This window comes from Amycolatopsis sp. FBCC-B4732 (genome assembly GCF_023008405.1).
In the GTDB taxonomy this organism is placed as follows: domain Bacteria; phylum Actinomycetota; class Actinomycetes; order Mycobacteriales; family Pseudonocardiaceae; genus Amycolatopsis; species Amycolatopsis pretoriensis_A.
On sequence record NZ_CP095376.1, the window covers coordinates 9,896,197 to 9,921,136 of the forward strand.

Genomic DNA, 24,940 nt, shown 5'->3' on the forward strand with positions numbered 1-24,940 from the left:
CACAGTGGCTGCCCCTGAGGAACGCCCGGCCATCCGCGTCGCCCTGCTCGGCTGCGGGACGGTCGGCGGCGAGGTCGCCCGGCTGCTCACCGAGCAGGCCGGCGAGCTGGCCGCGCGGGCGGGCGCGCCGGTCGAACTGGCCGGCATCGCCGTGCGCCGCCCGGACAAGCACCCCGAACTGCCGCCGGAGCTGCTGACCGCGGACGCCGAGAAGCTCGTCACGTCCGACGACGTCGACGTCGTGGTCGAGCTGGTCGGCGGGATCGAGCCGGTGCGCGGCTGGCTGCTGGCCGCGCTCAAGGCCGGGAAGTCCGTGGTCACCGCCAACAAGGCGCTGCTCGCCGAGCACTCGGCCGACCTGTTCGAGGCCGCCGACGCGGCGGGCGCCGACCTCTACTTCGAGGCCGCGGTGGCCGGCGCCATCCCGCTGCTGCGCCCGCTGCGCGAATCGCTGGCCGGCGACCGCATAACGCGCGTGATGGGCATCGTCAACGGCACCACGAACTTCATCCTCTCCGCGATGGACTCCACCGGCGCCGGCTACGCCGAGACGCTCGACGAAGCCAGCCGGCTGGGGTACGCCGAGGCCGACCCGACCGCGGACGTCGACGGCTACGACGCCGCGTCGAAGGCCGCGATCCTGGCGTCGCTGGCGTTCCACACCCGCGTGACGGCTTCGGACGTGCACCGCGAAGGCATCGCCGACGTCACCGCGTCCGACCTCGCGGCGGCCCGGGGGCTCGGCCGCACGGTGAAGCTGCTCGCCATCTGCGAGCGCGTGACCGACGACGACGGCGTCGAGTCCGTCTCGGCCCGCGTGCACCCGGTGATGATCCCGCGCAGCCACCAGCTGGCGGGCGTCGGCGGCGCGTTCAACGCCGTCTACGTCGAGGCGGACGCGGCCGGCGAGCTGATGTTCTACGGCCAGGGCGCGGGCGGCGCGCCGACCGCGAGCGCGGTGCTCGGCGACCTCGTCGCGGTGGCCCGCAACCGGGTGGCCGGCGGCCGCGGCCCGCGGGAATCCGCGCACGCGGCGCTGCCGGTGCGGCCGATGGGCCAGACGCCGACCCGGTACCACGTAAGCCTTTCCGTCGCCGACCGCGCCGGGGTGCTCGCGCAGGTGGCGCAGGCGTTCGCCGACCACGGCGTCAGCATCGCGGCGGTGCGGCAGAGCGACGTCGGCGACCGCGCGAGCCTGGTCGTGGTGACGCACCAGGCGCCCGACGCCGCCCTCCAGTCCACTGTGGACGAGATCGCGGGGCTCGACGTCGTGCACGAAGTTGTCAGCGTGATGCGGGTGGAAGGCGAAGACCAGTGATCAGGCAGCCCTGGCCGGGACTCATCGAGGCATACCGGGACCGCGTCCCGGTCCCGGACGGGGCGCGGGTCGTCACGCTCGGGGAGGGCAACACGCCGCTGCTGCCCGCGCACCACCTGTCCGAGCTGACCGGCTGCGAGGTGCACCTCAAGGTCGAGGGCGCGAACCCGACCGGCTCGTTCAAGGACCGCGGGATGACCGTGGCCATCACGCACGCGCTCGCCAGCGGCCTCAAGGCGGTGATCTGCGCGTCGACCGGCAACACGTCCGCCTCGGCCGCCGCCTACGCCGCCCGTGCCGGCCTCACCTGCGCGGTGCTGGTGCCCCAGGGCAAGATCGCGATGGGCAAGCTCGCCCAGGCCGTGCTGCACGGCGCCCGGATCCTGCAGGTCGACGGCAACTTCGACGACTGCCTCGAGCTGGCCCGCAAGACCGCGGCCGACTACCCGGTCACGCTGGTCAACTCGGTCAACCCGGTGCGCATCGCCGGCCAGAAGACCGCCGCGTTCGAGATCTGCGACGTGCTCGGCACGGCGCCGGACATCCACTGCCTGCCGGTCGGCAACGCGGGCAACATCACCGCCTACTGGGCGGGGTATTCGGAGTACGCGGCCGACGGTGTGGTGAAGAACACCCCGCGGATGTTCGGCTTCCAGGCGGCCGGCGCGGCGCCGCTGGTGCACGGCGAACCGGTGGCGGACCCGGAGACGGTCGCGACCGCGATCCGGATCGGCAGCCCGGCGTCGTGGACCGCCGCGGTGAAGGCGAAGGAAGCGTCCGACGGGCTCTTCGAAGCCGTCACCGACGAGAAGATCCTCGACGCGTACCGGCTGCTGGCCGGGCGCGAGGGCGTGTTCGTCGAGCCGGCGTCGGCGACCAGCGTGGCGGGCCTGCTCGCCACCGCCGCGGACGGCAGGCTCCCGAAGGGCTCCCGCGTCGTGTGCACCGTCACCGGGCACGGCCTGAAGGACCCGCAGACGGCGCTGGCGGGCAACGTCGAGGTCGAGCCGCTGGCGGTGGACCCCTCGGCCGTCGCGGCGGCGCTGGACCTGCGGTGAGCACCGGGTTCAAGGTCACCGTCCCGGCGTCCACGGCGAACCTCGGGCCGGGCTTCGACGCCTTCGGCATGGCGCTGGGCCTGCACGACGTCGTCGAGGTGCAGGTCTCCGGCTCCGGGCTGAAGGTCGAGGTCGTCGACGCCGGCGCGGGCGGCGTCGCGGACGTCCCGACCGACGAAACCCACCTCGTGTTCCGCGCGATCGAGCGGACCTGCGCGCACCTCGGCATCGAGGTTCCCGGCCTGCACCTGCGCTGCTTCAACGCGATCCCGCACGCGCGCGGCCTCGGCTCGTCCGCGGCCGCGGTGGTGTCCGGCGTGGCCGCCGGATACGCGCTGGCGGGCCGCGAGCTCGACGCGTTCGAGGCGCTGCAGCTGGCCGCGGGCTTCGAAGGCCACGCCGACAACGCGGCGGCGAGCCTGTTCGGCGGGCTGGTGCTGGCCTGGTGCGAAGGCGGTGTGTTCCACGCCGAAACGCTCACGCCGCACCCGTCGATCCGGCCGGTCGTGGCGGTGCCGTCGGTGCGTTCGGCCACCGCCACCACCCGCGGCCTGCTGCCCGCCGTCGTGCCGCACGCGGACGCCGCGCACAACGCCGGCCGCGCCGCGCTCGCCGTGCACGCGCTGACGGCCAAACCGGAGCTCCTGCTGGCGGCCACGGACGACCGGCTGCACCAGAGCTACCGGGCGCCCGCGTACCCGGCGAGCACGGAGCTGGTGGCGACGCTGCGTGCACGGGGAGTGGCCGCCGCGGTCTCCGGCGCCGGTCCGACGGTGCTCGCGCTGACCACCGCGGGAATATTCCCGGCTGAGGTCGGCGTTGGGGGTTTCGACGTCTTCGAGCTGCACGTGGATCTCACGGGCGTGCAGGTTGCGGCGCAGTGAAGGCTGGGTCACGTGCCTGCGGTGGGGGCCGCCACGCGGGGGGTGGTTGTTGCACCCGGCACCCGCGCGGTCTACCCTCGGGGGCGTTCGATCACCGTGCGTTTCCGCACCCGATGCCGGTCCTCAGGGATCGCATCCTTCGTTGATCCGCCGAATCCGCACCGCCTGGCAAGCGGGGTAACGCGGAAGAACGCAGGCGGGTTTCCGGTTTCGGCGGTGCCGAATTCCGTGTCCTCCGAATGGAGGACGCAAACCCCTGTGGTGGAGGCGCTCCAGCTGTGTTCCGCACGGCCGAAGAGCTCATCTCCCGTATCGGGGGGCAGTTACGCCGGTTCGCGATCAGAAGCGAGCGGCAGTCCGCTGATCCACCTGGAGGCGTGGATCGGTCAGGAAGGACATGTGTGAGCAACACCGATCTTTTGAGCGACGTGAGCGGCACGGCCGAGACGAACGGCACCGCCCCCGCTCCCAAGCGGACGGTCGGCGGGCTGACCGGTAAGACCGTGGCCGAACTGCGTTCGCTGGCTGGGGAGCTCGGCGTCGGCGAGACGACGGGCATGCGCAAGGGCGACTTGATCGCCGCGATCCGCGAGCGCCAGGGCAAGTCGCGCAAGCCGCGCGGCACGGCCGAGACGCTGCCGCTGGAGGGCGTCGGCGACGCCCCGAAGGCCGCGGCGCCGAAGGCCGAGGCGCCCGCCGCCCCGGTCGAAGCCAAGCCGGAGCCGAAGGCCGAAGCGCCGTCCGCGCCCACCGTGCCGTCCTCGGACGCGCAGCCGCAGGCCGAGCGTCCGCAGCAGGACAAGCAGGACGGTCCGCAGGGCCAGGACGGCCAGCCCGAGGAGGGCGGCCGCAGCCGGCGTCGCCGCGGCTCCAACCGCGCCGCCGGAGCCCCGGACGGTCAGCAGCAGGGCCAGGGCGGCGACCGTCAGCAGGGCGACCGCCAGCAGGGCGGTGACCGTCAGCAGGGCGACCGCCAGCAGGGCGGGGAGCGCCAGCAAGGCGGTGGCAACCGCGACCAGCAGCGCCAGGGCGGTGGCAACCGCGGCGACAACCGCCAGGACGGCAACCGCCAGCGCAACCAGCAGGACGGCGGCAACCGCGGCGGTGGCCAGGACAGCCGCGACAACCGTGACAACCGCGCCCAGCAGCAGGACGACGACGAGGAAGGCGGCCGTCGCGGCCGTCGCTTCCGCGACCGTCGTCGCCGGGGCAGCGGCGGTGGCCAGCGGGAGGCCGGTTCGCCGGACACCGAGATCCGCGAGGACGACGTCCTGCTGCCCGTCGCGGGCATCCTGGACGTGCTCGACAACTACGCGTTCGTGCGGACCTCCGGCTACCTCGCCGGCCCGAACGACGTGTACGTGTCGCTCTCGCTGGTGCGCAAGTACGGCCTGCGCCGCGGTGACGCCATCACCGGCAGCGTGCGGCAGCCGCGCGAGGGCGAGCAGCAGCGGCAGAAGTTCAACCCGCTGGTGCGCGTCGACTCGATCAACGGCCTGGAGCCGGACGAGGCCAAGCGGCGTCCCGACTTCACCAAGCTGACCCCGCTGTACCCGAACGAGCGGCTGCGCCTCGAGACCGAGTCGCACAAGCTCACGACCCGCGTGATCGACCTGATCATGCCGGTCGGCAAGGGGCAGCGCGCCCTGATCGTGTCGCCGCCGAAGGCCGGTAAGACCACGATCATGCAGGACATCGCCAACGCGATCTCCACGAACAACCCCGAGTGCCACCTGATGGTCGTCCTGGTCGACGAGCGTCCGGAAGAGGTCACCGACATGCAGCGCTCGGTGAAGGGCGAGGTCATCGCCTCGACCTTCGACCGGCCGCCGGCGGACCACACCTCGGTCGCGGAGCTGTCGATCGAGCGGGCCAAGCGCCTGGTCGAGATGGGCCACGACGTCGTCGTGCTGCTCGACTCGATCACGCGGCTGGGCCGCGCGTACAACCTGGCGGCTCCGGCGTCCGGCCGGATCCTGTCCGGTGGTGTCGACTCGACCGCGCTGTACCCGCCGAAGCGGTTCCTGGGTGCGGCGCGCAACATCGAGAACGGCGGCTCGCTGACCATCTTCGCCACGGCGATGGTGGAGACCGGGTCGACGATGGACACGGTCATCTTCGAAGAGTTCAAGGGCACCGGCAACGCGGAGCTCAAGCTCGACCGCAAGATCGCCGAGCGCCGCGTGTTCCCGGCCGTCGACGTCAACCCGTCGGGTACCCGCAAGGACGAGCTGCTGCTCTCGCCGGACGAGCTCGCGGTCACGGTGAAGCTGAGCCGGGTGCTGCACGCGCTCGACTCGCAGCAGGCCATCGACCTGCTGATCTCGCGCCTGCGCAAGACGAAGACGAACGTCGAGTTCCTCATGCAGGTCTCGAAGACCGCCCTCGGCGGCAGCGAGGACGACTGAGTCTCGTGCTCACCGGAGGCCTCCCCGTCACCGCGCGGGGAGGCCTCCGGTGCGTTCGGAATACCAGGTCAGCGGGGTGCGTTCCACTGAGCGTCAGCCCGTCTGGCAGAATTACCCGCTGAAGTCCGGCACCGGTTCACCCCGCGAGAACGACTGGGGACCCGGAGCCAACGAGAGAGGACACCATGAAGAGCGGCATTCACCCCGAGTACGTGGTCACGAACGTGAACTGCGACTGCGGAAACAGCTTCACCACGCGCAGCACCAAGACCAGTGGCGACATCCACGTCGAGATCTGCTCGAACTGCCACCCGTTCTACACGGGCAAGCAGAAGATCATGGACACCGGTGGCCGGGTCGCGCGCTTCGAGGCTCGCTACGGCAAGCGGCAGAAGAAGGGCGCCGACGCCAAGTAGCTTTTTTCACGGCGCCCACCCGGTTCTCCGGGTGGGCGCCGTGTTTTTGTCCGAACCGGGCCGAGAGGTGGCAGAGGTGGATTCGAGCTCGCTCAAGGGGCTGCTCGCCGAACACGCTGAGCTGGAGACCCAGCTGGCGGACCCGGCGGTGCACGCCGACCAGGCGCGCGCCCGCAAGCTCGGCCGCCGCTACGCCGAGCTGACGCCCGTCGTCCGCGCGGTCCACGAGCTGGACACCACCCGTGACGACCTCGCGGCCGCCCGGGAGATGGCCTCGGAGGACGCGGAGTTCGCCGCGGAGGCCGAGGAGCTGGCCGGGAAGATCCCCGAGCTGGAGTCGAAGCTCACCGAGCTGCTGCTCCCGCGCGACCCGTACGACGGCTCCGACGTCGTGATGGAGATCAAGTCCGGCGAGGGCGGCGAGGAGTCGGCCCTGTTCGCCGGCGACCTCCTGCGCATGTACCTGCGCTACGCCGAGCGCCACGGCTGGAAGGCGGAGGTCCTCGACTCGGTCGACTCCGACCTGGGCGGCTTCAAGGACGTCACGCTGTCGATCAAGACGAAGGCGGCCGCCGTCGACGGCGTCTGGTCCCGTCTCAAGTTCGAGGGCGGCGTCCACCGCGTCCAGCGCGTGCCGGCGACCGAGTCCCAGGGCCGCATCCACACGTCCGCGTCCGGGGTGCTCATCTACCCGGAACCGGAGGAGGTCGAGGTCGAGATCGACCCGAACGACCTGCGCATCGACGTCTTCCGCTCCTCGGGCCCCGGCGGCCAGAGCGTCAACACGACCGACTCGGCGGTGCGGATCACCCACCTGCCGACCGGCATCGTCGTCTCCTGCCAGAACGAGAAGTCCCAGATCCAGAACCGCGCCCGGGCGCTGCAGGTGCTCCAGGCGCGGCTGCAGGCGATCGCGGAGGAGGAGGCCGCCGCGAAGGCGTCCGACGCCCGCAAGTCCCAGGTCCGCACGGTCGACCGCTCGGAGCGGATCCGGACGTACAACTTCCCGGAGAACCGCATTTCGGACCACCGGGTGAACTACAAGGCGTACAACCTGGACCAGGTCCTGGACGGCGACCTGGACGGGGTGCTGGACGCGCTGGCGACCGCGGACCGCGAAGAGCGGCTGGCCGTTTCGGCGGGCTGAGGTCCGGCTGGCGAGGTCGGTTCGGGCTCCTGGCGGCTCAGGCGGGCGGGGCGCCTCGCACCAGCCAGCACAGGCAGAACGGGTGCCCGGCCGGGTCGGCGTACACCTGGAAGTCGTCCCCGCTCGTGGCCCCGCTCGCCGGTTTCAGCACCCGCGCACCCAACGCCATCACGTGCTCGTGCGCCTCGGCGAAGTCCTCGACCCACAGGTCCAGGTGCACCTGCTGCTTCGTCCCGCCGTCGGGCCACTCGGGTGCGACGTGGTCGGGCGCGAGCTGCACGCCGATCCGCGGGGCGCCGTCCACCAGCACCATGTGCCAGTCGCCGTCCTCGTCGACCTCGCCGCCGAGCACGCCTGCCCAGCGGCGCGCATCATCGGACGGCGGGCTCCTCCGGCTCGCGGAACGCCTCGAACACCTCGGTGGCCGGCTCCGGCTCCTCCGCCGGCTCAGGCTCCGGGCCCGCCGGGCGGGGGAAGAAGCTCAGCACCCCGAACACGAACGCCAGCACCGTCGGGAACAGCGTCAGCAGCTGGTGCTTCACGCCCTCGACGCCCTCGCCGAGCGCCGACAGGCCGAACTGGCCCACCGCGAACAGCAGCAGGAAGAACACCACGATCCCGTACTCGCGGCGGGACCGGCGGAACGCCCGGACGCCGGCCCAGCCGATCAGCAGCCAGAACGGGACCAGCACGAACAGCCCCAGCGGCGCCGCCAGCGCGGACAGGCCGGAGAACACCGGGACGCGGAACTCCTGCGCCATCGGCGGCTGCCCGGACGTGTCGGCGAAGCTGCCCAGCCGCTCCGGGCGCGCGGTGAGCGTGTCGACCGCGCCCTGCTGGAGGATCTGCAGCGTGCGCTGCGGGTGCGAGGCGTAGTAACTCACCACGTTGCGGCGGCTGATCTTGTCGCGGAAGCCGTTGTAGTCCGCGTCCTTCCACGGGCTCGCTTCCCACCAGCCGGTGCCGATGAACTTCTTCGCGCTCGGCGGCAGGCCCAGCGCGGCCAGGTCGGCGTCCGTGTCGTGCTTGCCGTCCACGATGCTGTCGAACACCACGTGGTACATGTTCGCTTCGCGGTACTCGGCGTTGGCCGGGTCGCCGTGGGACTGCACCGCCGCCGTCCCCGCGCCCACGACGACCAGCACGCCCAGCGGCAGCAGCCAGCGCGCCCACCCCCGCTTGCCCAGCGGCTTGACCAGCACCAGCGCCAGCACGAACAGCGGGATCAGCAGCAGCGTCTGCGACTTCGCGTTGATGCCGATCAGCGCACCGGACACGGTCAGCGCCGCGCCCCAGTACCGCCACGCGCCGGTGCGGTGCATCAGCAGCAGGCCGCCGGCCATCAGGAGCATCCCCAGGAACCCGGCGCCCTCGCTGAGCACTGAGGCGAAGTAGCCGAAGAACGCCGAGTCGGCCATCACGAGCAGCAGCAGGAGCGTCGCGATGACGCGGTTGCGGGTGCTCAGGTCGAGCGCCAGGACGGTCGCCGCGATGCCCACCGCGACCAGCACGGCCGTGATCGCGCCGAGCACCAGCAGGTTGAGCTCCGCGGACGAGCCGAGCACCTTCCCCAGCTTGCTCGCAAACCAGTCGAGCCACGCCTGGCTCGAGATGTAGTCGCTCTTGCAGCCCTGGCCCGGCCCGTAGCTGAAGTGCACGTAGAACTCGGGCTTGATCTCGGTGTGCCGGCCGCCGAGGTCGCACAGCAGGCGCCAGCCGTCGCCGTTGTCGGCCATCCCGACCGGTCGCGGCACGAGGAACCGGATCAGCAGGACGCCCAGGGAAAGGACGAAGACGCCCAGGCCGAAGCGCAGTTCACGGGATCGCACCCGGACCAGCGTACGAGATCACGCAGAGTCGGCGGGCGCTGCACCGGGAACGGGCGAAACCGGCCGGTGCCGGAACACCACGTAGTGGTAGAGGAGGTAGTTCCAGAACAGGCCGACGACGATCGCCGCGCCCTTCGGCACCAGCACGTTGACGCCCGGGAACAGCCTGCCGACCAGCCAGATGACGCCGAACTGGACCACCCAGAGCCCGAACGCGGTGACGCCGAAGAACAGCAGCGCCTGGCGGCGGACGTCGCCGTCCTTCGCCCGGAAGGTGAAGTTCCGGTTGAGCGTGAACGACAGCAGCATGCCGGCCGTCGTCGAGAGGAAGTTCGCGACGAACACCGGCACACCGAGGGTGACCAGCAGCGCGTAGCCCAGGACGTCGACCAGCGTGTTGCCGATCCCGACGATGCCGAAGCGCAGCTGCGTGTACGTGACGATCCTCATCGGGCGGCGCTCCGGCTCTTCTCATCCGCTTCCGCGGGCTCGGGGAGCCCGGTGCGCACCGACGCGACCGTGTACAGCGGCCGGTTCTGGACCTGCGAATACGTGCGGCCGATGTAGCTGCCGAGCACGCCGAGCATGATGATCTGGATGCCGCCGAGGAAGAACATCGCGATGGTGATGAACGCCCAGCCCGGCACCGCGGTCTCCGGCGCGAACAGCTTCACGCCGACGACGTAGAGCACGCCGAGGAAGCTCAGCAGCGAGATCAGGTACCCCATCCGCGTGATCATCCGCAGCGGCGTCGTGGAGAACCCGAGGATGCCGTCGGCGGCGAAGCGCAGCATCTTCGTCAGTGGGTAGCCGGTGACGCCGGCGTGGCGCTTGTCGCGGTCGAACAGCACCGCGGTCTGCCGGAACCCGACGTAGCTGACGAGGCCGCGCAGGAACCGGTCGCGTTCGCGGTACTTGCGCAGCTCGTCGACCACCTTGCGGTCGATCAGCCGGAAGTCCCCGGTGTTCTTCGGGATGTCGACCGCGGCCATCTTGCCGAGGAACCAGTAGAACGCGCTCGCGGTGTACCGCTTGAACGGCGGGTCCCGCCGCGACCGGCGCTGCGCGTAGACGACGTGGTAGCCCTCTTCCCACTTCTCCAGCAGCTCGAGCGCCACCCGCGGTGGGTCCTGCAGGTCGCTGTCCATGATCACCACGGCGTCCGCGTCGACCAGGTCGAGCCCGGCGGTCACGGCCATCTGGTGCCCGAAGTTGCGGGAGAGCTCGACGACGGTGACGCGGGCGTCGCGGGCGGACAGCTCGGCCAGCCGCTCCAGCGAGCCGTCGCGGCTGCCGTCGTCGACGTAGAGGAAGCTGAAGTCGTACCGCCCGGCCAGCGGCGCGGTGACCTCGTCGACCGTGCTGTGCAGCAGGTCGATGTTCGCTTCCTCGTTGTAGATCGGGAAGATGAACGCGACCCGGCGGCGCGTGGTCGGCTCGGTCGGCACTGGCGCTCCCGTGGGTCGGCGTCTCGGGCATCCTAGGGTCCGGCGACGGCCTCGGTGAACGTGGTCATCCGCTGCTCGAAGGTCTCCGCCGGGCCGAAGTGGACGGCCACCGCGTCCGCCCCCGCCAGGATATACGCGCGGAACCGCGCGGTCGCGGAGTCGAGATCGGTCCCGTCCCAATCCATTCTGGCGGTGACCCGTGGTGCGCGGCCGTTTGTCATGGCCGTGAGCTTTGCGGCGCGCTCGCCGACCTCGGCGGGGGAGAGCCCGGCGCTGAACCAGCCCGCCCCGACCCGCACGGCCCGGCGCAGCGCGGCCGCGGAGTTGCCGCCGACGGTGAGGGGCACCGGCCGCGCCGGCCGCGGCTCGAAGTACCCGCCGCCGGGGCCGCGGCCGGTGCGGAACAGCTCGGCGAGCAGGTCCAGCGACGCGTCGGTCTGCTTCCCTCGGCTCCCGAAGTCCACGCCGACCTCGGTGAACTCCGGTTCGTTCCAGCCGGCGCCGACCCCGAGGTCGAACCGGTGCCCGGACAGCCTCGCCAGCGTCGCGGCCTGCTTGGCCAGCGCGAACGGCTCCCGCAGCGGCAGGATCAGCACCGCCGTCCCGAGCCGGATCCGGCTGGTCACGGCGGCGAGGTGGGCGAGGGTGACGAGCGGCTCGTGGACCCCGCCGAACACCTCGCCGAAGGGGCCGGGCGGGATCAGGTGGTCGGGCAGCCACGCGGCGCGGTACCCGAGCTCCTCGGCGCGGCGGGCGAGCTCGGCGATCCGGGCGGGCTCGACGTCCGGCTGCTCGTTCGGCAGGACGACTTCGAGGTCCGGGAAGTGTTCGGTCATGACCGCGACGTTAGGCATTCACGCCGGTGTGGAGGTCGGCCGTTCAGGGGGTGGGAGCCGCGGATCGGCGAGCTCGCGGAACGCACCGGCGTCTCCGACGAAGGCCGAGGGCGCCTCGATACGCTGGACGGCGTAGGACCGGCGCGTGTCCTCACGGGGGAGTTCCGCCTGGTGTGCCAGGCTTGACGAGGTGAAGGACGACGAGTGAATCGGCAGCCGCTGCGCCTGGCCATCATCGAGGCCACCCGGATCCTCGAGCGCGCGGGCGTCGCCTCGCCGCGGTTCGACGCCGAGGTGATCGCCGCGCACGTGCTCGGGGTCGAACGCGGGCGCCTGCCGATGGTGCCGCTGGTCGACCCGCCGGTCATCGAGGCCATCGGCCAGCTCGTCCAGCAGCGCGCGAAGCGGATCCCGCTGCAGTACCTGACCGGCTGGGCCGCGCTCGGCGAGATCACCGTCGCGGTCGGCGCCGGCGTGTTCGTGCCGCGGCCGGAGACCGAGCTGCTGCTCGAATGGGGCGTCAAGTTCCTGCAGGGCCGCGAATTCCCGGTGGTGGTCGACCTGTGCACCGGGTCCGCGGCGCTGGCCTTGGCGGTCGCGCACGCGCGGCCGGACGCGGTGGTCTACGCGGTGGACGTCGACCCGCAGGCGCTGGCCTGGGCCCGGCACAACGCGGACGTCCACGCCGACGCGGGCAACACCCCGATCCGGCTGTACTCCGGCGACATCAGCGACCCGACGATGTTCGCCGAGCTCGACGGGCTGGTCGACCTGGTGCTGTGCAACCCGCCGTACGTCCCGGAGGGCACCCCGGTGCCCCCGGAGGTGGCCGAGCACGACCCGCCGCGCGCGGTGTTCGCCGAGGAGAGCGGCCTGGCGGTGATCCGCCACGCGATCGCGGCGGGCGCCCGCCTGCTCCGGCCGGGTGGCGGCCTGGCCATCGAGCACGACGACACGCACGGCTCGGCGGTGCCGGCGCTGGTGCGCGCGCGGCGGGTGCTGACGGGCGTCGAAGGCCACGCGGACCTGACCGGCCGGGCCCGGTTCGTCACCGCGCGCCGCCTGGGCTGAGCCGTGTCGGGGGACTTCGTCGTGAACCCGCCGGGGAAGGTCCCGCTCGACCTGGCGTGGATGCCGAGCGGCGCGCACGTGCAGTGGGTGGTCGAAGTGGCCGCCGACCGGGTCGAGGATCCGGGGCTGGCCGCGCGGCTGCGGGAATTCGTGGCGGGGGACTACGCGTTCATCGCGCTCGACATGTTCTCCGCGGCGCAGGCGGCCGAGATCATGCGGGTGATCCGCGAGTCGCTGATGACCGCCGCCGAAGCGCGGTTCCCCGGCAACGAGCTGGTGCTGAGCCGCACCGCCGAGCTGGTCGCGATGGTGGAACGGGCGGAAGCCGCGCCGGACGTGAGCTGAGCCGCTCGCGGGGGCGCCCCCGTTTTCCACGCTACCGGCAGGCACCGACAGTTCCGGGCCGAAGCCAGTCCGGGGATGCCGCGAATGGCTCATTCGGGACCGCAGTGGTCCCGAATGAGCCATTCGCGGCGGTCGGGCGGGGTCAGAAGCCGAAGGCCGTGCAGCTGGCCGTCGCCGTCTTCGACGGGTCACTCACCGAGGTCGCCGTCAGCTTCACCCGGGCCGCGAGGTCGCCGCCCTGGCCGCGCTTCGCGTACGCCGGCACCTTCACGTGGCCGCCGAACTTCGCCGTCGTCAGCTCGTTCGGGAGGCGGACCGCCCAGCCGCGGGCGTCCGTCGACACGCTCAGCCGGTAGGTGTCGGTGTCGTACGGTGCCTGCGCGCCGCGGGCCGCACCCGTGTTGAGCAGGCCGAAGTCGCAGGTCGCGAGGCCGCCGCGGGCGAACGCCGGCGGGGCCGGGGTCACCGCCGCACCGCGCGCCTGGCTGCCCGAGCCGTCCAGCGAAGCCACCGTCACCGTGTACGACAGGATGCCGCGGCGGTCACGGGCCAGGTCGGTGATCAGGAACCGCAGCCGGTTCGCCTGGTCGGTGTACTCGTACGGGCTCGACGCCTCGGTGCCCGCCTTGAACAGGGCGTCATTGAGCTGCCGGTAGTCGCCGATGGTGATCTTCACCGGCGTGCCGTCCGGCTTCGTGTAGTCGGTGATGCCGATGTCCTGCGGGTTCGCGTCGATCACCCAGTCGAAGGGCGCGTTGTCCTTGTTCTTCGTCTTGGTGATCATGACGCCGGAGTCCGGCGCGAAGGAGTCCGCGCCCATCCGGTCCACGACCTCGACGGTGTAGTTGTCGTAGCCGCCGCCGTCGCAGAACGGGTCCTTCGCCCGGTCGCACTTCGGCGCCTTGTCCCCGCCGGTGAGCTTGATGTTCAGCCCGGTGAACGCGCCCGGCTGCGCCTCGGTCTCGCGCGCGGTGAGGCGCGCGGACACCGGACCGGTCTTCGCGAGGTCGTTCCGGTCCAGCTGCAGGACGTCCGCCGGGTCGACGATGCCGAGCTTCAGCTTGTTGCGCAGCTGGTGCTGGGCACCCATCGAGCTGCCCTGCGTCGCCGGGATCTGCCAGCGCGTGTGCGGGCCGCCGGGCCCGTTGAACGTGCCGCGCGACAGCATGTCCCACGGTCCGCTGTAGCTGCGGGACGGCGGCACGCCGAACGGGTTGTTGTAGTTGTCGCCGATGCCCAGGATGTGGCTGAACTCGTGCGCGTAGGTCGACTGGCCGGAGCTCTCGGCCTGCACCGAGCTGCCGTCCTGGGCGTTGGGCCAGATGCTGGCGGCCGACGCCCACGACGTCCACGGCACGTACCGCGTCGCCGCGTAGTTGGGCAGGTCGTGGTTCGGCGGGCCGAACGCGTCGGGCACGTTCTCCTTGGTGCCGAACTTCATCTCGCCGAACTCCTGCCAGGTCGAGCTCTCGTCCTGGCCGGCGGAGAGGTAGAAGACGAAGTCGAACTGGTTCGCGGTGTCGCCGACGTCGGCGCGCCAGGCGTCCCCGGCGTCCTTGCGGATGTCCCGCGCGCAGTTCGCGCCGGGCGGGCAGGCGCTCGGCTGGAACTCCATGCCGTACTCGTAGGACTTCCCGGGCATCCGGTACGGCCCGAACGCGGTCAGCTGCACGCCGAACCGGCCGCCGGAGTCCTCCATCCAGTACTCGTTGATCGTGTGGCCGTTGTTGAGGGCTTCGGGCTTGTTGAGGAAGTCCTGGTAGTACTTCGCGACGTTCGCCCGCGGGATGTTCGCGGCGGCCGGCGCGGGGTTGCCGAACACGGTCGAGTTCGCCGGCTTGGTGACGACGAAGTCCTGGTCCGGGTAGTCGGCGAGGACGACGGCGCCCTTGAAGGTGCGCTGGGTCGGCTTCAGGGCCGGGTCGGCCCAGTTCGTGCCGGGGACCTTCTTGTAGTCGGACCAGGTCATGTGGTCCTGGTTCTCCCACTGCGCGGCGTCGATGGGGGCGGGCCAGCCACGGGTGAGCGGCTCGGCCGCGGCGGTGCCCGCGCCGAGACCGGTCAGCACGGCGGCCGCGGCAAGCAGGGCGAGCGCCTTCGGGGTTCTGGAACGCATCTGCGGCTCCTTCACTGGGAACCCACGGGTTTTGCCGGTTCCCGGTGATCGACCGTATTGAGCCCCGCTGCCGGAGTTCTGCCTCGCGGCGAGGTTTACCCGCTTGCCCCACGACGAAAGTCTGGCCGGTTGCCACGCACTCGGCGGTGCCCCGGGTCCGGACGTCATGAACGACCCTTTCACCGCGTCCGGCGAGGTGAACGACTCGTTCATGACGTCGCGGGCCGCCGGATCGGCCACGCCGATCGGACGTCGCCGGGCTCAGGTCTCCGGCGGTGTGAACGACTCTTTCACTGCGTCTGGTGAGGTGAACGACTCGTTCATGACGTCGCGGGCCGCCGGGCCGGCCACGCCGGTCCGACTTCGCCGGGCCCAAGCCCCCGACGGCGTGAACGCACCCTTTCGCCGCGGCAGGCGATGTGGACAAGTCCGGCCGTGCGCGCCGCGGGCGCCGGGAACTGTCGGTGCCCGCCGGTAGCGTTGAAGACGGGGGCGCCCCCGGCGGCGCGGGGTGTGACGCGGCGAACGTCCCCGGCGGCGGCCGGACTACGCTTGGGTGCCATGAGCGTGGTCTACGACTGCAGCAAGCGCGACACCCGGGCCGACGGGCTGGCCGCCGCGGCGGGTGCGGTGCGGTCGAGCAGGCTGGTGGTCCTGCCGACCGACACGGTCTACGGCATCGGTGCCGACGCGTTCGACGCCGGCGCCGTCCAGGCGCTGCTGCGCGCGAAGAACCGCGGCCCGGACATGCCGGTCGGCGTGCTCGTCGGGTCCTGGTCCACTGTGGACGGCCTGGTGCTCGGCGTCCCGCCGCAGGCGCGCGCGCTCATCGAAGCCTTCTGGCCCGGCGATCTGTCCATCGTGCTCCCGCACGCGCCGAGCCTGCAGTGGAACCTCGGCGACGCCCGCGGCACCGTGATGCTGCGGATGCCGCTGCACCCGGTGGCGCTGGAGCTGCTGCGCGACGTCGGCCCGATGGCCGTGTCGAGCGCGAACGTCTCCGGGCGGCCGCCGGCGAGCACCGCGCAGGAGGCGCAGGAGCAGCTCGGCGACTCGGTCGCGGTGTACCTCGACGGCGGGTCGAGCGGCGAGCCCGTCGCGTCGACCATTGTGGACCTCACGGGCGCCGAACCGGTGGTGCTGCGCGAGGGTTCGGTGAGCAAGACGGCCGTCGCGGAGGTGCTCGGTGTACCCGCGGAATCGTTGGCCTGAAGCCGGATCACGGCGGAAACCGCGACACGATAGCGTGTCGCGGGTGACCCCGACCCCGCGAGCGTGACGCACCCGTGCCGCCCACATCCGGTCTCCTCCCCATCCGGGAATACATCCTCGTCGCGCTGACCGCGACGGCGGTGACCTACCTGCTCACCGGCCTCGTCCGCCGGCTCGCCATCCGCGTCGGCGCGATCGCGAACCCGCGGGCGCGCGACGTCCACGTCGCCCCGATCCCGCGGATGGGCGGGATCGGCATCTTCCTCGGCGTCGCCGGCGCGATGGGCCTGGCCCACCAGCTGCCCGCGCTGTCGCACGGCTTCGACGCGTCGTTCGACTCGGTCGGCGTGCTGCTCGCGGCGGGCGTGATCTCGCTGATCGGCGCGCTCGACGACCGGTTCGAGCTCGACGCGTGGACGAAGCTGGCCGGCCAGGTGATGTGCGCCGGTATCCTGGTCATCTTCGGCGTCCAGTGGGTGTCGTTCTGGGTGCCGTGGGGCGGCACCGGCGGCTCGTTCGGCTCGGTGCTGGTGCTCGACAAGAACCAGGGCGCGCTGCTCACGGTCGTGATGGTCGTGGTGATGGTCAACGCGATGAACTTCGTCGACGGCCTCGACGGCCTGGCCGGCGGCCTCGGCTTCATCGCGGCGTCGGCGACGTGCGCGTTCTCGCTGGGCCTGCTGGACAGCTCGGGCGGCGACGTCGGCACGTACCCGCCCGCGCTGATCGCGGCGACGCTCGCGGGAGCGTGCCTGGGGTTCCTGCCGTACAACTTCCAGCCCGCGAAGATCTTCATGGGCGACTCGGGCTCGATGATGATCGGCCTGATGCTCGCGGGCGCGACGACGTCGGCGTCCGGTCGCGTCCCGTACCCGCAGTTCAGCGGTAAGGACGCGATCGCGCTGCTGTCCCCGCTGGTGGTCGTGGCGGCGGTGTTGTTCGTCCCGCTGCTGGACCTGATCATGGCGGTCATCCGCCGCACCCGCCGGGGCGAGAGCCCGTTCGCGGCGGACAAGATGCACCTGCACCACCGCCTGCTGGAGATCGGCCATTCCCAGCGCCGCGCGGTGCTGCTCATCTACTTGTGGGCGGGGATCCTCGCCTTCGGCGCGGTGTCGGTGACGCTGTTCGACGACGCCGCGGCGCTGTGGATCATCGGGGTCGGGCTGGTGTTCGCGGTGGTGGTCTCGATCGTCCCGAGACTGCGCTCGCGCAACCAGCCGGGCACCTGACCGGCGGGGTTCTCTACACTCGGACACGAACCGAGCAGGGAGTCAGCTGTGAGCGAGACCGAAACGCAGGACCAGGAGAACCCGCACGCCAAGGTGGTGCTGCAGGCGGCCCGGGCGATGACCAAGGCTTCGCTGCTGGTGACCCCGCCCGCCGTGGTGGTCTGCATCGCGCTCTTCAGCGTCCTCTTCGGGCTGCACGGCTTCCTCGGGTCGCTCGTCGGCGGGGTGCTCGCCTTGATCGCGTCGCTGTCGACCCTCGGACTGATGCGCTTCAGCGCCGGCCAGGACCCGATGTTCGTCATGGTCATCGCGCTCGGTGGGTACGTGGTGAAGATCGTGCTGCTGTTCGGCGCCCTCACCGCGCTGAAGGGCGTCACCGCGCTGCACCCGCTTTCGCTCGGCATCACCATGATCGTCGCCATCCTGCTGGCCGCCGCGGCCGAGTTCGCCGCGTTCCGCAAGACCAAGATCCCGACGATCATCCCTTCCTGACGCCGTCCGTTTTGCCGGACTGTTCCGTTACGCTGGGTGAACCCCGCTGCGGCCGCACGAGTGTGACCGGGGACACGTCACTCGCTCGTCCGAGAGCGACCCGGGACCCCTCAACTGGGCCGTTCCGGAGCGGGTCCCGGTCCGGTCCGGACCTCGGTCCCTAGCGGACCCGGGACCTAAGTCCTGGGCTGATCGGTGGGTATGGAGTACGCGTGTACGGCACTGATTGACCTGCTGGTATGGTCCGCGTCAAGGGTGGCGGCCTCGTCCGCGCACTCCCTAAGACGAACCGCGATCAGCAGTGTGGCGACCGTGTAGTTCCGCCTCGTCCGCCACTGGTCCGAAGTAGACCGCAGGGCAGTGTTCACGCGAGAAACCCCGTGTGCAGAACGTGAAGGCGTGTTCTGCGGACAGTGGGGTAGCCGCCTCCGACGTCCCGATACGTATCGGGTACGTTAAGTCCAGATCGTGACGATTCCCCCGGCGGAGTGAACGCCGGCCGGGAGAACCGGAAGGAGCCCAGTGGGCGCGCTGGTTTTGGCCGAGGGTGCGGTATTCGCGCCGCCCGGCGCCGAAAGCTTCGAGTTGCCGCCGTTGTTCGGCTCGGTCACCAAGCCGATGCTGCTCGTCGTGCTTTCGGTGGTCATCATCGCGACGTACTTCCTGCTGGCGACCCGCAAGCTCAAGGTCGTTCCGAGCAAGGGGCAGTTCGTCGCCGAGTCGATCTACGACTTCAGCCGCAACAACATCGCGCGCGAGCAGATCGGTTCGAAGGACTTCAAGTCGTTCGTCCCCCTCGTTTTCGCACTGTTCACCTTCGTGCTGGTGAACAACCTCTACGGGATCATCCCCGTCCTGCAGTTCCCGACCATGGCGCGATTCGGCTTCCCGGTCGCCCTGTCGGTCCTCGTCGTCTACCCGGTCTACCACTTCGTCGGGTTCAAGCGGCACGGTTTCGCGGGCTACTTCAAGAAGGAACTGGCCCCGCCGGGTGTGCCGAAGGCGGTGCTGCCGCTCTTCTCGCTGATCGAGTTCGCGGAGAAGTTCTTCCTCAACCCGCTCACGCTCGCCATCCGTGTTTTCGCCGCCATGTTCGCGGGTCACCTGATCCTGGCGGTGTTCACCCTCGGCGGCACCTTCCTGCTGACCGAGACGTCGAGCTGGGCGCTGAAGCCGGTCTCGCTGGTGGCGTGGATCTTCGCCATCGGGATGACGTTCCTCGAGGCCTTCATCCAGGTGCTGCAGGCCTACATCTTCGCCCTGCTGTCGGCTGGGTACATCGGCGCCGCGCTGGCGTCGGAGCACTGAGAACACAAGCCCCCGATCCACGCGAGCGCGTGGACCGAAGTGAAGGGAAATGCACGTGAGCAACATCGTTCTGGCCCAGGCCGCGGAGCAGGCCGTCAACATCAACCCCGGTCTCGCCGCCATCGGTTACGGCCTGGGCGCGATCGGCCCGGGCATCGGTGTGGGTCTGATCTTCGCCGCCGTCATCAACGGCACCGCGCGTCAGCCGGAGGCGCAGGGCAAGCTGCAGGGCATCGGCTTCTCGACCTTCGTGCTGACCGAGGTGCTCGCCCTGATCGGCATCGTCATCTACTTCATCGCCTCCGCCGCCTGAGTTTCGGCTCATCGCTTTAAGGAGACGCCGTGCTGAACAGTGCCTTGGTCCTCGCCGCAGAGGGCGAAACGCACAACCCGATCATCCCCGACATCTCGGAGCTGATCCTCGGCATCGTCGCCTTCCTCATCCTGCTGTTCATCCTCAAGAAGTACGTCGTCCCTCGCTTCGAGGCCGCGTACGAAGAGCGTGCGCAGAAGATCGAGGGTGGCATCGAGAAGGCCGAGAAGGCCCAGGCCGAGGCCGAAGAGGCGCTGGCCAAGTACAAGGCGCAGCTGGCCGAGGCCCGCACCGAGGCCGCGAAGATCCGTGACGACGCCCGGCTCGAAGCCGAGCAGATCAAGGCGGAGCTGCGGGCCGACGCGGAAGCCGAGTCCCAGCGCATCGTCGCCCAGGGCCAGGCCCAGCTGCAGGCCCAGAAGGCGCAGATCATCGCCGAGCTGCGGGCCGACATGGGCCGCAACGCCGTGGAGCTGGCCAGCCGCATCGTCGGCGAGTCGCTCGAAGACGAGGCGCGCCGTCGTGGCACCGTCGACCGGTTCCTCGCGGAACTGGAGACCGCCGGTGCCGCTGGTGGAGCGGGGAAGTAGACCGGAATGACGCTGCATGCTGCGAGCCGTGAAGCGCTCGGCCTCGCCGAGGAACGCCTCGGCGAGGTTCTGGCCGACGCGGGAGCCGACGCGGCCACGGTCGGCGACGAGCTGCTCTCGGTCGTCGACCTGCTGGACCGTGAGATCGGCCTGCGCCGAGCGGTGAGTGACGCCTCGGCGTCGTCGGAGGCGCGCACCGCGCTGGTGCGCGGGCTGTTCGACGGCAAGCTGTCCGAGCCGGCCCTGAAGGTGCTCGACGCCGTGGCGGGCAGCCGCTGGTCCAGCCCTCGTGAGCTGACCGACGGGCTCGAGTCGCTCGGTCGTTCGGCGCTGCTGACCGCGGCCGAGAAGACCGGGAACGTCGACACCGTCGAGTCCCAGCTCTTCCAGGTCGCGCGCGTCGTGGCCAACCACCCGGAGCTCGAGGCCGCGCTGTCGGACCTCACCGGGCCCGCGGACGCGAAGCGCACCTTGGTGCGCGGGCTGTTCGCCGACAAGGTGGACGTGGTCACCGAGACCCTCGTCGAGCAGGTCGTGCGCCGGGCCAAGGGCCGTGGCGTCGGCGTCGGGCTCGACAAGCTGGTCAAGCTGGCCGCGGAACGCCGTCAGCGCTCGGTCGCGTACGTGACCAGCGCGAACGCCCTGACCGACGAGCAGGTCGCCCAGCTCGGCGCGAAGCTCGACGACATCTACGGGCGGCCGATCGCGCTGCACGTCGAGGTCGACCCCCGGCTCGGCGGCGGGCTCGTCGTCCGCGTCGGCGACGAGGTCATCGACGGGAGCGCGGCGGGACAGCTGGCGGCCCTGCGCAGGCGGCTGGCCCGGGCATAGCCCCAGGTCACACAAGACTTTGCATACTGGCAAGAACGAAGCGAGAGCGGGAAAGACATGGCCGAGCTGACGATCTCCTCGGATGAGATCCGTAGCGCGATCGAGAACTACGTCTCGAGTTACGCCCCGGACGTGAGCCGGGAAGAAGTTGGCACCGTGATCGACGCCGGTGACGGCATCGCCCACATCGAGGGCCTGCCCTCGGCCATGGCCAACGAGCTGCTCGAGTTCCCCGGCGGCGTCCTGGGCGTCGCACTGAACCTGGACGCGCGCTCCATCGGTGCCGCGATCCTCGGCGACTTCGAAAGCATCGAAGAGGGCCAGCAGGTCAAGCGCACCGGGCAGGTCCTGTCGGTGCCGGTCGGTGACGGCTACCTCGGCCGCGTCGTCAACCCGCTGGGCGCTCCCATCGACGGCCTCGGCGAGATCGAGACCACCGACCGCCGTCCGCTGGAGGTCAAGGCCGCTTCGGTGGTCGAGCGCCAGCCGGTGTCGGAGCCGCTGCAGACCGGCATCACCGCCATCGACGCGATGACCCCGATCGGCCGCGGCCAGCGCCAGCTGATCATCGGTGACCGCAAGACGGGCAAGACCGCCGTCGCCGTGGACACGATCATCAACCAGAAGGCCAACTGGGACTCCGGCGACGAGAAGAAGCAGGTCCGCTGCATCTACGTCGCCGTCGGCCAGAAGGGCTCGACGATCGCCGCGGTCAAGAAGTCCCTCGAGGACGCGGGCGCGATGGAGTACACCACCATCGTCGCCGCGCCGGCTTCGGACTCCGCCGGCTTCAAGTGGATCGCGCCGTACACCGGTTCGGCCATCGGCCAGCACTGGATGTTCGAGGGCAAGCACGTCCTCATCGTGTTCGACGACCTGACCAAGCAGGCCGACGCGTACCGCGCGATCTCGCTGCTGCTGCGCCGCCCGCCGGGCCGTGAAGCCTTCCCGGGCGACGTCTTCTACTTGCACTCCCGTCTCCTCGAGCGGTGCGCGAAGCTGTCGGACGAGCTGGGTGCCGGCTCGCTGACCGGTCTCCCGATCATCGAGACCAAGGCGAACGACGTGTCGGCCTACATCCCGACCAACGTCATCTCGATCACCGACGGTCAGTGCTTCTTCCAGTCGGACCTCTTCAACGCCGGTCAGCGCCCGGCCATCGACGTGGGCATCTCGGTGTCCCGCGTGGGTGGTGCCGCGCAGGTCAAGGCGATGAAGAACGTCGCGGGCTCGCTCCGGATCGACCTGTCGCAGTACCGCGAGCTGGAGGCGTTCGCCGCCTTCGCTTCGGACCTCGACGACGCGTCGAAGGCGCAGCTCGAGCGCGGTGCCCGCCTGTACGAGGTGCTCAAGCAGCCGCAGTACTCGCCGGTCCCGGTCGAGGAGCAGGTCGCCACGGTGTACCTGGGCACGAACGGCCACTACGACTCGGTCCCGACCGAGGACGTGCGCCGCTTCAACCACGAGTTCCTGGACTCGGCCCGCCGCAAGCACGCCGAGGTCCTGGGCGCGATCCGCGACACCGGCAAGTTCGAGGACGACACCGCGGACAAGCTGGTTGCCGCCGTGAACGAGTTCAAGAAGGAGTTCACGACCTCCGAGGGCAAGCCGCTCGAGGAGAACGCGGACGCCATGGAAGCCGACAAGGTCGGGCAGGAGACCGTCAAGGTCAACAAGCCCGCCCCGAAGAAGTGAGCTGGTAGCTCATGGCCGCACAACTCCGGGAACTCCGGTCGCGCATCAAGGCGACCAAGTCCATCGGCAAGATCACGAAGGCGATGGAGCTCATCGCCACCGCGCGCATCACGAAGGCGCGGGCGCGGGTCGCCGCCTCCCGGCCGTACGCGGACGAGATCACCAACGTGCTCTCGGCGCTGGCCGGCGCGGCCACCACGCTCGACCACCCCATGCTGGTCGAGCGCCCGAACCCGAAGCGGGCCGCTGTCCTGGTCGTGACCAGCGACAAGGGCCAGTGCGGCGGGTACAACTCCAACGTGCTGCGCGCGACCGAAGAGCTGCTCGCCCTCCTCCGCAAGGAGGGCAAGGAGCCCGAGGTCTACGTCACCGGCAACAAGGGGCTGAACTACTACCGGTTCCGCAACCGCGACGTCGTGAACGGCTGGACGGGCTTCTCCGACCAGCCGGGCTACACCAACGCGGTCGAGGTCGGGGACGCCCTGGTGGAGTCGTTCATGCTGGGCGCGGACGACGCGCACGGCAACGCCGACGGCATCACGGGTGTCGACGAGATCCACATCGTCTACACCGAGTTCGTGTCGATGCTGACCCAGCGGCCGATCGCCAAGCGCGTCGCGCCGCTCGAGGTCGAGTACTCCGAAGGGGAAGAGGAGAAGCCCGCCGGGCTGCTCCCCAGCTACGAGTTCGAGCCCAGTGCCGACAAGTTGCTGGACGCGCTCCTGCCGAAGTACATCAACACGCGTCTCTACGCGGCTTTCCTCGAGTCCGCGGCGTCCGAACTGGCCGCCCGCCGGACCGCGATGAAGGCGGCGTCGGACAACGCGAACGAGCTGGTGGGCAACCTGACGCGGGAGATGAACCAGGCCCGCCAGGCGCAGATCACCCAGGAGATCTCCGAAATCGTCGGTGGCGCGAACGCGCTCACCGCAGCAGGAAGTGATGATTGATGACCAGTACTGAAGCCCCGCGCGCCAAGGGGCGCATCGTCTCGGTGACCGGGCCGGTCGTCGACGTCGAGTTCCCGCGCGGTTCCGTGCCCGACCAGTTCAACGCCCTCAAGGTCGAGATCGAGTTCGAGCAGCTCCGCAAGACCGTGACCCTCGAGGTGGCCAGCCACCTGGGTGACAACCTCGTCCGCACCATCTCCCTGCAGCCGCAGGACGGCCTGGTGCGCGGCGCCGAGGTCACCGACACCGGCGGCCCGATCACGGTCCCGGTCGGCGACAAGGTCAAGGGCCACGTCTACAACGCCCTCGGCGAGTGCCTCGACGAGCCCGGCTACGGTGACGACCTCGAGCGCTGGGGCATCCACCGCAACCCGCCTTCCTTCGACCAGCTCGAGGGCAAGACGACGATGCTGGAGACCGGCCTCAAGGTCGTCGACCTGCTGACCCCGTACGTCGAGGGCGGCAAGATCGGCCTGTTCGGCGGTGCCGGCGTCGGCAAGACGGTGCTCATCAAGGAGATGATCACCCGCGTCGCCCGGAACTTCGGTGGTACGTCGGTGTTCGCCGGTGTCGGCGAGCGCACCCGCGAGGGCAACGACCTCTTCCTGGAGATGTCCGAGGACGGCGTCATCAACGACACCGCCCTCGTGTTCGGCCAGATGGACGAGCCGCCGGGCACGCGCATGCGCGTCGCCCTGTCCGCGCTGACCATGGCGGAGTACTTCCGCGATGTGCAGAACCAGGACGTGCTGCTGTTCATCGACAACATCTTCCGGTTCACCCAGGCCGGTTCCGAGGTGTCGACCCTGCTGGGCCGCATGCCTTCGGCCGTGGGTTACCAGCCGACGCTGGCCGACGAGATGGGCCAGCTGCAGGAGCGGATCACCTCGACGCGAGGCCGGTCGATCACCTCGATGCAGGCGATCTACGTCCCCGCGGACGACTACACCGACCCGGCCCCGGCCGCGACGTTCGCCCACCTGGACGCCACCACCGAGCTCTCGCGTGGTGTCTTCCAGAAGGGCATCTTCCCGGCGGTGGACCCGCTGGCGTCGACGTCGACGATCCTCGACCCGGCCATCGTCGGTGAGGACCACTACCGCGTGGCTTCCGAGGTCATCCGGATCCTGCAGAAGTACAAGGAACTGCAGGACATCATCGCGATCCTCGGTATGGACGAGCTCTCGGAAGAGGACAAGCTGACCGTTCAGCGCGCGCGCCGCATCGAGCGGTTCCTGTCGCAGAACATGCTGGTCGCCGAGGCGTTCACGCAGATCCCGGGCTCGACGGTGCCGCTGTCGGAGACGATCGAGTCGTTCGACCGCATCACCAAGGGTGACTTCGACCACTACCCGGAGCAGGCGTTCCTGGGTATCGGTGGCCTCGAAGACCTCGAGAAGAAGTACAAGGAAATCACCAAGAAGTGATCTCCCGAGCGCGG

Annotated in this window: 24 protein-coding genes; 18 read left to right on the plus strand and 6 right to left on the minus strand. The window is 70.4% G+C overall.

The annotated features are described in order from the left end of the window. Positions 1–4 precede the first annotated feature (4 nt). From MUY14_RS45205 to prfA, 6 genes are all read left to right on the plus strand, one after another. Positions 5–1,318: a homoserine dehydrogenase gene (locus tag MUY14_RS45205; RefSeq protein ID WP_247019104.1), complete on the plus strand. Its 1,314-nt coding sequence runs from the start codon at positions 5–7 to the stop codon at positions 1,316–1,318. Beyond that, positions 1,315–2,376, plus strand: a complete 1,062-nt coding sequence (gene thrC / locus MUY14_RS45210) for a threonine synthase (RefSeq protein ID WP_247019105.1) — start codon at positions 1,315–1,317, stop codon at positions 2,374–2,376. The genes MUY14_RS45205 and thrC overlap by 4 nt, the downstream gene beginning before the upstream one ends. After that, positions 2,373–3,260 (plus strand): homoserine kinase, encoded by an 888-nt coding sequence (gene thrB, locus MUY14_RS45215; RefSeq protein WP_247019107.1) that lies wholly within the window; start codon positions 2,373–2,375, stop codon positions 3,258–3,260. The genes thrC and thrB overlap by 4 nt, the downstream gene beginning before the upstream one ends. Before the next feature lie 401 nt (positions 3,261–3,661). After that, the gene (gene rho / locus MUY14_RS45220; RefSeq protein ID WP_247019109.1) at positions 3,662–5,668 is read left to right on the plus strand and encodes a transcription termination factor Rho; all 2,007 of its coding nucleotides are present in this window, start codon (positions 3,662–3,664) and stop codon (positions 5,666–5,668) included. Positions 5,669–5,853: 185 nt separating this feature from the next. Beyond that, positions 5,854–6,084: a 50S ribosomal protein L31 gene (gene rpmE / locus MUY14_RS45225; RefSeq protein WP_247019110.1), complete on the plus strand. Its 231-nt coding sequence runs from the start codon at positions 5,854–5,856 to the stop codon at positions 6,082–6,084. A 76-nt stretch (positions 6,085–6,160) separates the two neighbouring features. Further along, entirely contained in the window at positions 6,161–7,231 is a 1,071-nt protein-coding gene (gene prfA / locus MUY14_RS45230; protein WP_247019112.1) for a peptide chain release factor 1, read from the plus strand. Between the two features lie 37 nt (positions 7,232–7,268). Here the strand turns inward: prfA and MUY14_RS45235 are convergent, their stop codons facing one another. From MUY14_RS45235 to MUY14_RS45255, 5 genes are read right to left on the minus strand one after another with little or no spacing between them, the layout of a single operon-like run. Beyond that, a complete protein-coding gene (locus MUY14_RS45235) occupies positions 7,269–7,682 on the minus strand; it encodes a VOC family protein (RefSeq protein WP_396126887.1) in 414 nt (137 codons plus the stop codon). Further along, entirely contained in the window at positions 7,603–9,060 is a 1,458-nt protein-coding gene (locus tag MUY14_RS45240) for a hypothetical protein (RefSeq protein WP_247019117.1), read from the minus strand. Before MUY14_RS45240 ends, MUY14_RS45235 begins: the two co-directional genes overlap by 80 nt. A gap of 18 nt (positions 9,061–9,078) precedes the next feature. After that, positions 9,079–9,510, minus strand: a complete 432-nt coding sequence (locus MUY14_RS45245) for a GtrA family protein (protein ID WP_247019118.1) — start codon at positions 9,508–9,510, stop codon at positions 9,079–9,081. After that, positions 9,507–10,508, minus strand: a complete 1,002-nt coding sequence (locus tag MUY14_RS45250) for a glycosyltransferase family 2 protein (RefSeq protein WP_247019120.1) — start codon at positions 10,506–10,508, stop codon at positions 9,507–9,509. Before MUY14_RS45250 ends, MUY14_RS45245 begins: the two co-directional genes overlap by 4 nt. 32 nt (positions 10,509–10,540) lie before the next feature. Beyond that, the gene (locus MUY14_RS45255) at positions 10,541–11,344 is read right to left on the minus strand and encodes a TIGR03619 family F420-dependent LLM class oxidoreductase (RefSeq protein WP_247019122.1); all 804 of its coding nucleotides are present in this window, start codon (positions 11,342–11,344) and stop codon (positions 10,541–10,543) included. Positions 11,345–11,548: 204 nt separating this feature from the next. Here MUY14_RS45255 and prmC point away from each other — a divergent pair, with 204 nt between their 5' ends. Then, a complete protein-coding gene (gene prmC, locus MUY14_RS45260; RefSeq protein WP_247019124.1) occupies positions 11,549–12,415 on the plus strand; it encodes a peptide chain release factor N(5)-glutamine methyltransferase in 867 nt (288 codons plus the stop codon). 21 nt (positions 12,416–12,436) lie between these two features. Further along, complete coding sequence (locus tag MUY14_RS45265; protein WP_247019126.1) at positions 12,437–12,760, plus strand: hypothetical protein; 324 nt, start codon at positions 12,437–12,439, stop codon at positions 12,758–12,760. 142 nt (positions 12,761–12,902) lie between these two features. Here the strand turns inward: MUY14_RS45265 and MUY14_RS45270 are convergent, their stop codons facing one another. Continuing rightward, on the minus strand, positions 12,903–14,876 hold the full coding sequence (locus MUY14_RS45270) for a M6 family metalloprotease domain-containing protein (protein ID WP_247019128.1): 1,974 nt from the start codon (positions 14,874–14,876) through the stop codon (positions 12,903–12,905). Between the two features lie 561 nt (positions 14,877–15,437). Between MUY14_RS45270 and MUY14_RS45275 the strand changes: the two genes are divergently transcribed. The 10 genes from MUY14_RS45275 (at position 15,438) to atpD (ending at position 24,926) form a co-directional block, all read left to right on the plus strand. Beyond that, complete coding sequence (locus MUY14_RS45275; RefSeq protein WP_247019130.1) at positions 15,438–16,088, plus strand: L-threonylcarbamoyladenylate synthase; 651 nt, start codon at positions 15,438–15,440, stop codon at positions 16,086–16,088. Positions 16,089–16,162: 74 nt separating this feature from the next. After that, positions 16,163–17,320, plus strand: a complete 1,158-nt coding sequence (locus MUY14_RS45280) for a glycosyltransferase family 4 protein (RefSeq protein ID WP_247019131.1) — start codon at positions 16,163–16,165, stop codon at positions 17,318–17,320. 48 nt (positions 17,321–17,368) lie between these two features. Continuing rightward, entirely contained in the window at positions 17,369–17,812 is a 444-nt protein-coding gene (locus MUY14_RS45285) for a hypothetical protein (protein ID WP_247019132.1), read from the plus strand. A 522-nt stretch (positions 17,813–18,334) separates the two neighbouring features. Continuing rightward, complete coding sequence (gene atpB, locus MUY14_RS45290) at positions 18,335–19,120, plus strand: F0F1 ATP synthase subunit A (protein ID WP_247019135.1); 786 nt, start codon at positions 18,335–18,337, stop codon at positions 19,118–19,120. 55 nt (positions 19,121–19,175) lie between these two features. Next, positions 19,176–19,433: an ATP F0F1 synthase subunit C gene (locus MUY14_RS45295; RefSeq protein ID WP_026468506.1), complete on the plus strand. Its 258-nt coding sequence runs from the start codon at positions 19,176–19,178 to the stop codon at positions 19,431–19,433. Between the two features lie 29 nt (positions 19,434–19,462). Continuing rightward, the gene (locus tag MUY14_RS45300; RefSeq protein WP_247019136.1) at positions 19,463–20,023 is read left to right on the plus strand and encodes a F0F1 ATP synthase subunit B; all 561 of its coding nucleotides are present in this window, start codon (positions 19,463–19,465) and stop codon (positions 20,021–20,023) included. A gap of 6 nt (positions 20,024–20,029) precedes the next feature. Continuing rightward, positions 20,030–20,854, plus strand: a complete 825-nt coding sequence (locus tag MUY14_RS45305) for a F0F1 ATP synthase subunit delta (RefSeq protein ID WP_247019139.1) — start codon at positions 20,030–20,032, stop codon at positions 20,852–20,854. Positions 20,855–20,911: 57 nt separating this feature from the next. Beyond that, a complete protein-coding gene (gene atpA, locus MUY14_RS45310) occupies positions 20,912–22,549 on the plus strand; it encodes a F0F1 ATP synthase subunit alpha (RefSeq protein WP_247019141.1) in 1,638 nt (545 codons plus the stop codon). A gap of 11 nt (positions 22,550–22,560) precedes the next feature. Beyond that, positions 22,561–23,499: a F0F1 ATP synthase subunit gamma gene (locus MUY14_RS45315; RefSeq protein WP_247019143.1), complete on the plus strand. Its 939-nt coding sequence runs from the start codon at positions 22,561–22,563 to the stop codon at positions 23,497–23,499. Next, on the plus strand, positions 23,499–24,926 hold the full coding sequence (gene atpD / locus MUY14_RS45320) for a F0F1 ATP synthase subunit beta (protein ID WP_247019145.1): 1,428 nt from the start codon (positions 23,499–23,501) through the stop codon (positions 24,924–24,926). The genes MUY14_RS45315 and atpD overlap by 1 nt, the downstream gene beginning before the upstream one ends. The last annotated feature ends 14 nt before the right edge of the window (positions 24,927–24,940 follow it).

Bases quoted from the DNA above. Each gene is read 5' to 3' on its own strand.
- rpmE (WP_247019110.1), top strand. From the start codon at position 5,854: ATGAAGAGCGGCATTCACCCCGAGTACGTGGTCACGAACGTGAACTGC.
- MUY14_RS45245 (WP_247019118.1), bottom strand. From the start codon at position 9,510: ATGAGGATCGTCACGTACACGCAGCTGCGCTTCGGCATCGTCGGGATC.
- MUY14_RS45255 (WP_247019122.1), bottom strand. From the start codon at position 11,344: ATGACCGAACACTTCCCGGACCTCGAAGTCGTCCTGCCGAACGAGCAG.
- MUY14_RS45270 (WP_247019128.1), bottom strand. From the start codon at position 14,876: ATGCGTTCCAGAACCCCGAAGGCGCTCGCCCTGCTTGCCGCGGCCGCC.
- MUY14_RS45275 (WP_247019130.1), top strand. From the start codon at position 15,438: ATGAGCGTGGTCTACGACTGCAGCAAGCGCGACACCCGGGCCGACGGG.
- MUY14_RS45305 (WP_247019139.1), top strand. From the start codon at position 20,030: ATGACGCTGCATGCTGCGAGCCGTGAAGCGCTCGGCCTCGCCGAGGAA.
- atpA (WP_247019141.1), top strand. From the start codon at position 20,912: ATGGCCGAGCTGACGATCTCCTCGGATGAGATCCGTAGCGCGATCGAG.
- MUY14_RS45315 (WP_247019143.1), top strand. From the start codon at position 22,561: ATGGCCGCACAACTCCGGGAACTCCGGTCGCGCATCAAGGCGACCAAG.
- atpD (WP_247019145.1), top strand. From the start codon at position 23,499: ATGACCAGTACTGAAGCCCCGCGCGCCAAGGGGCGCATCGTCTCGGTG.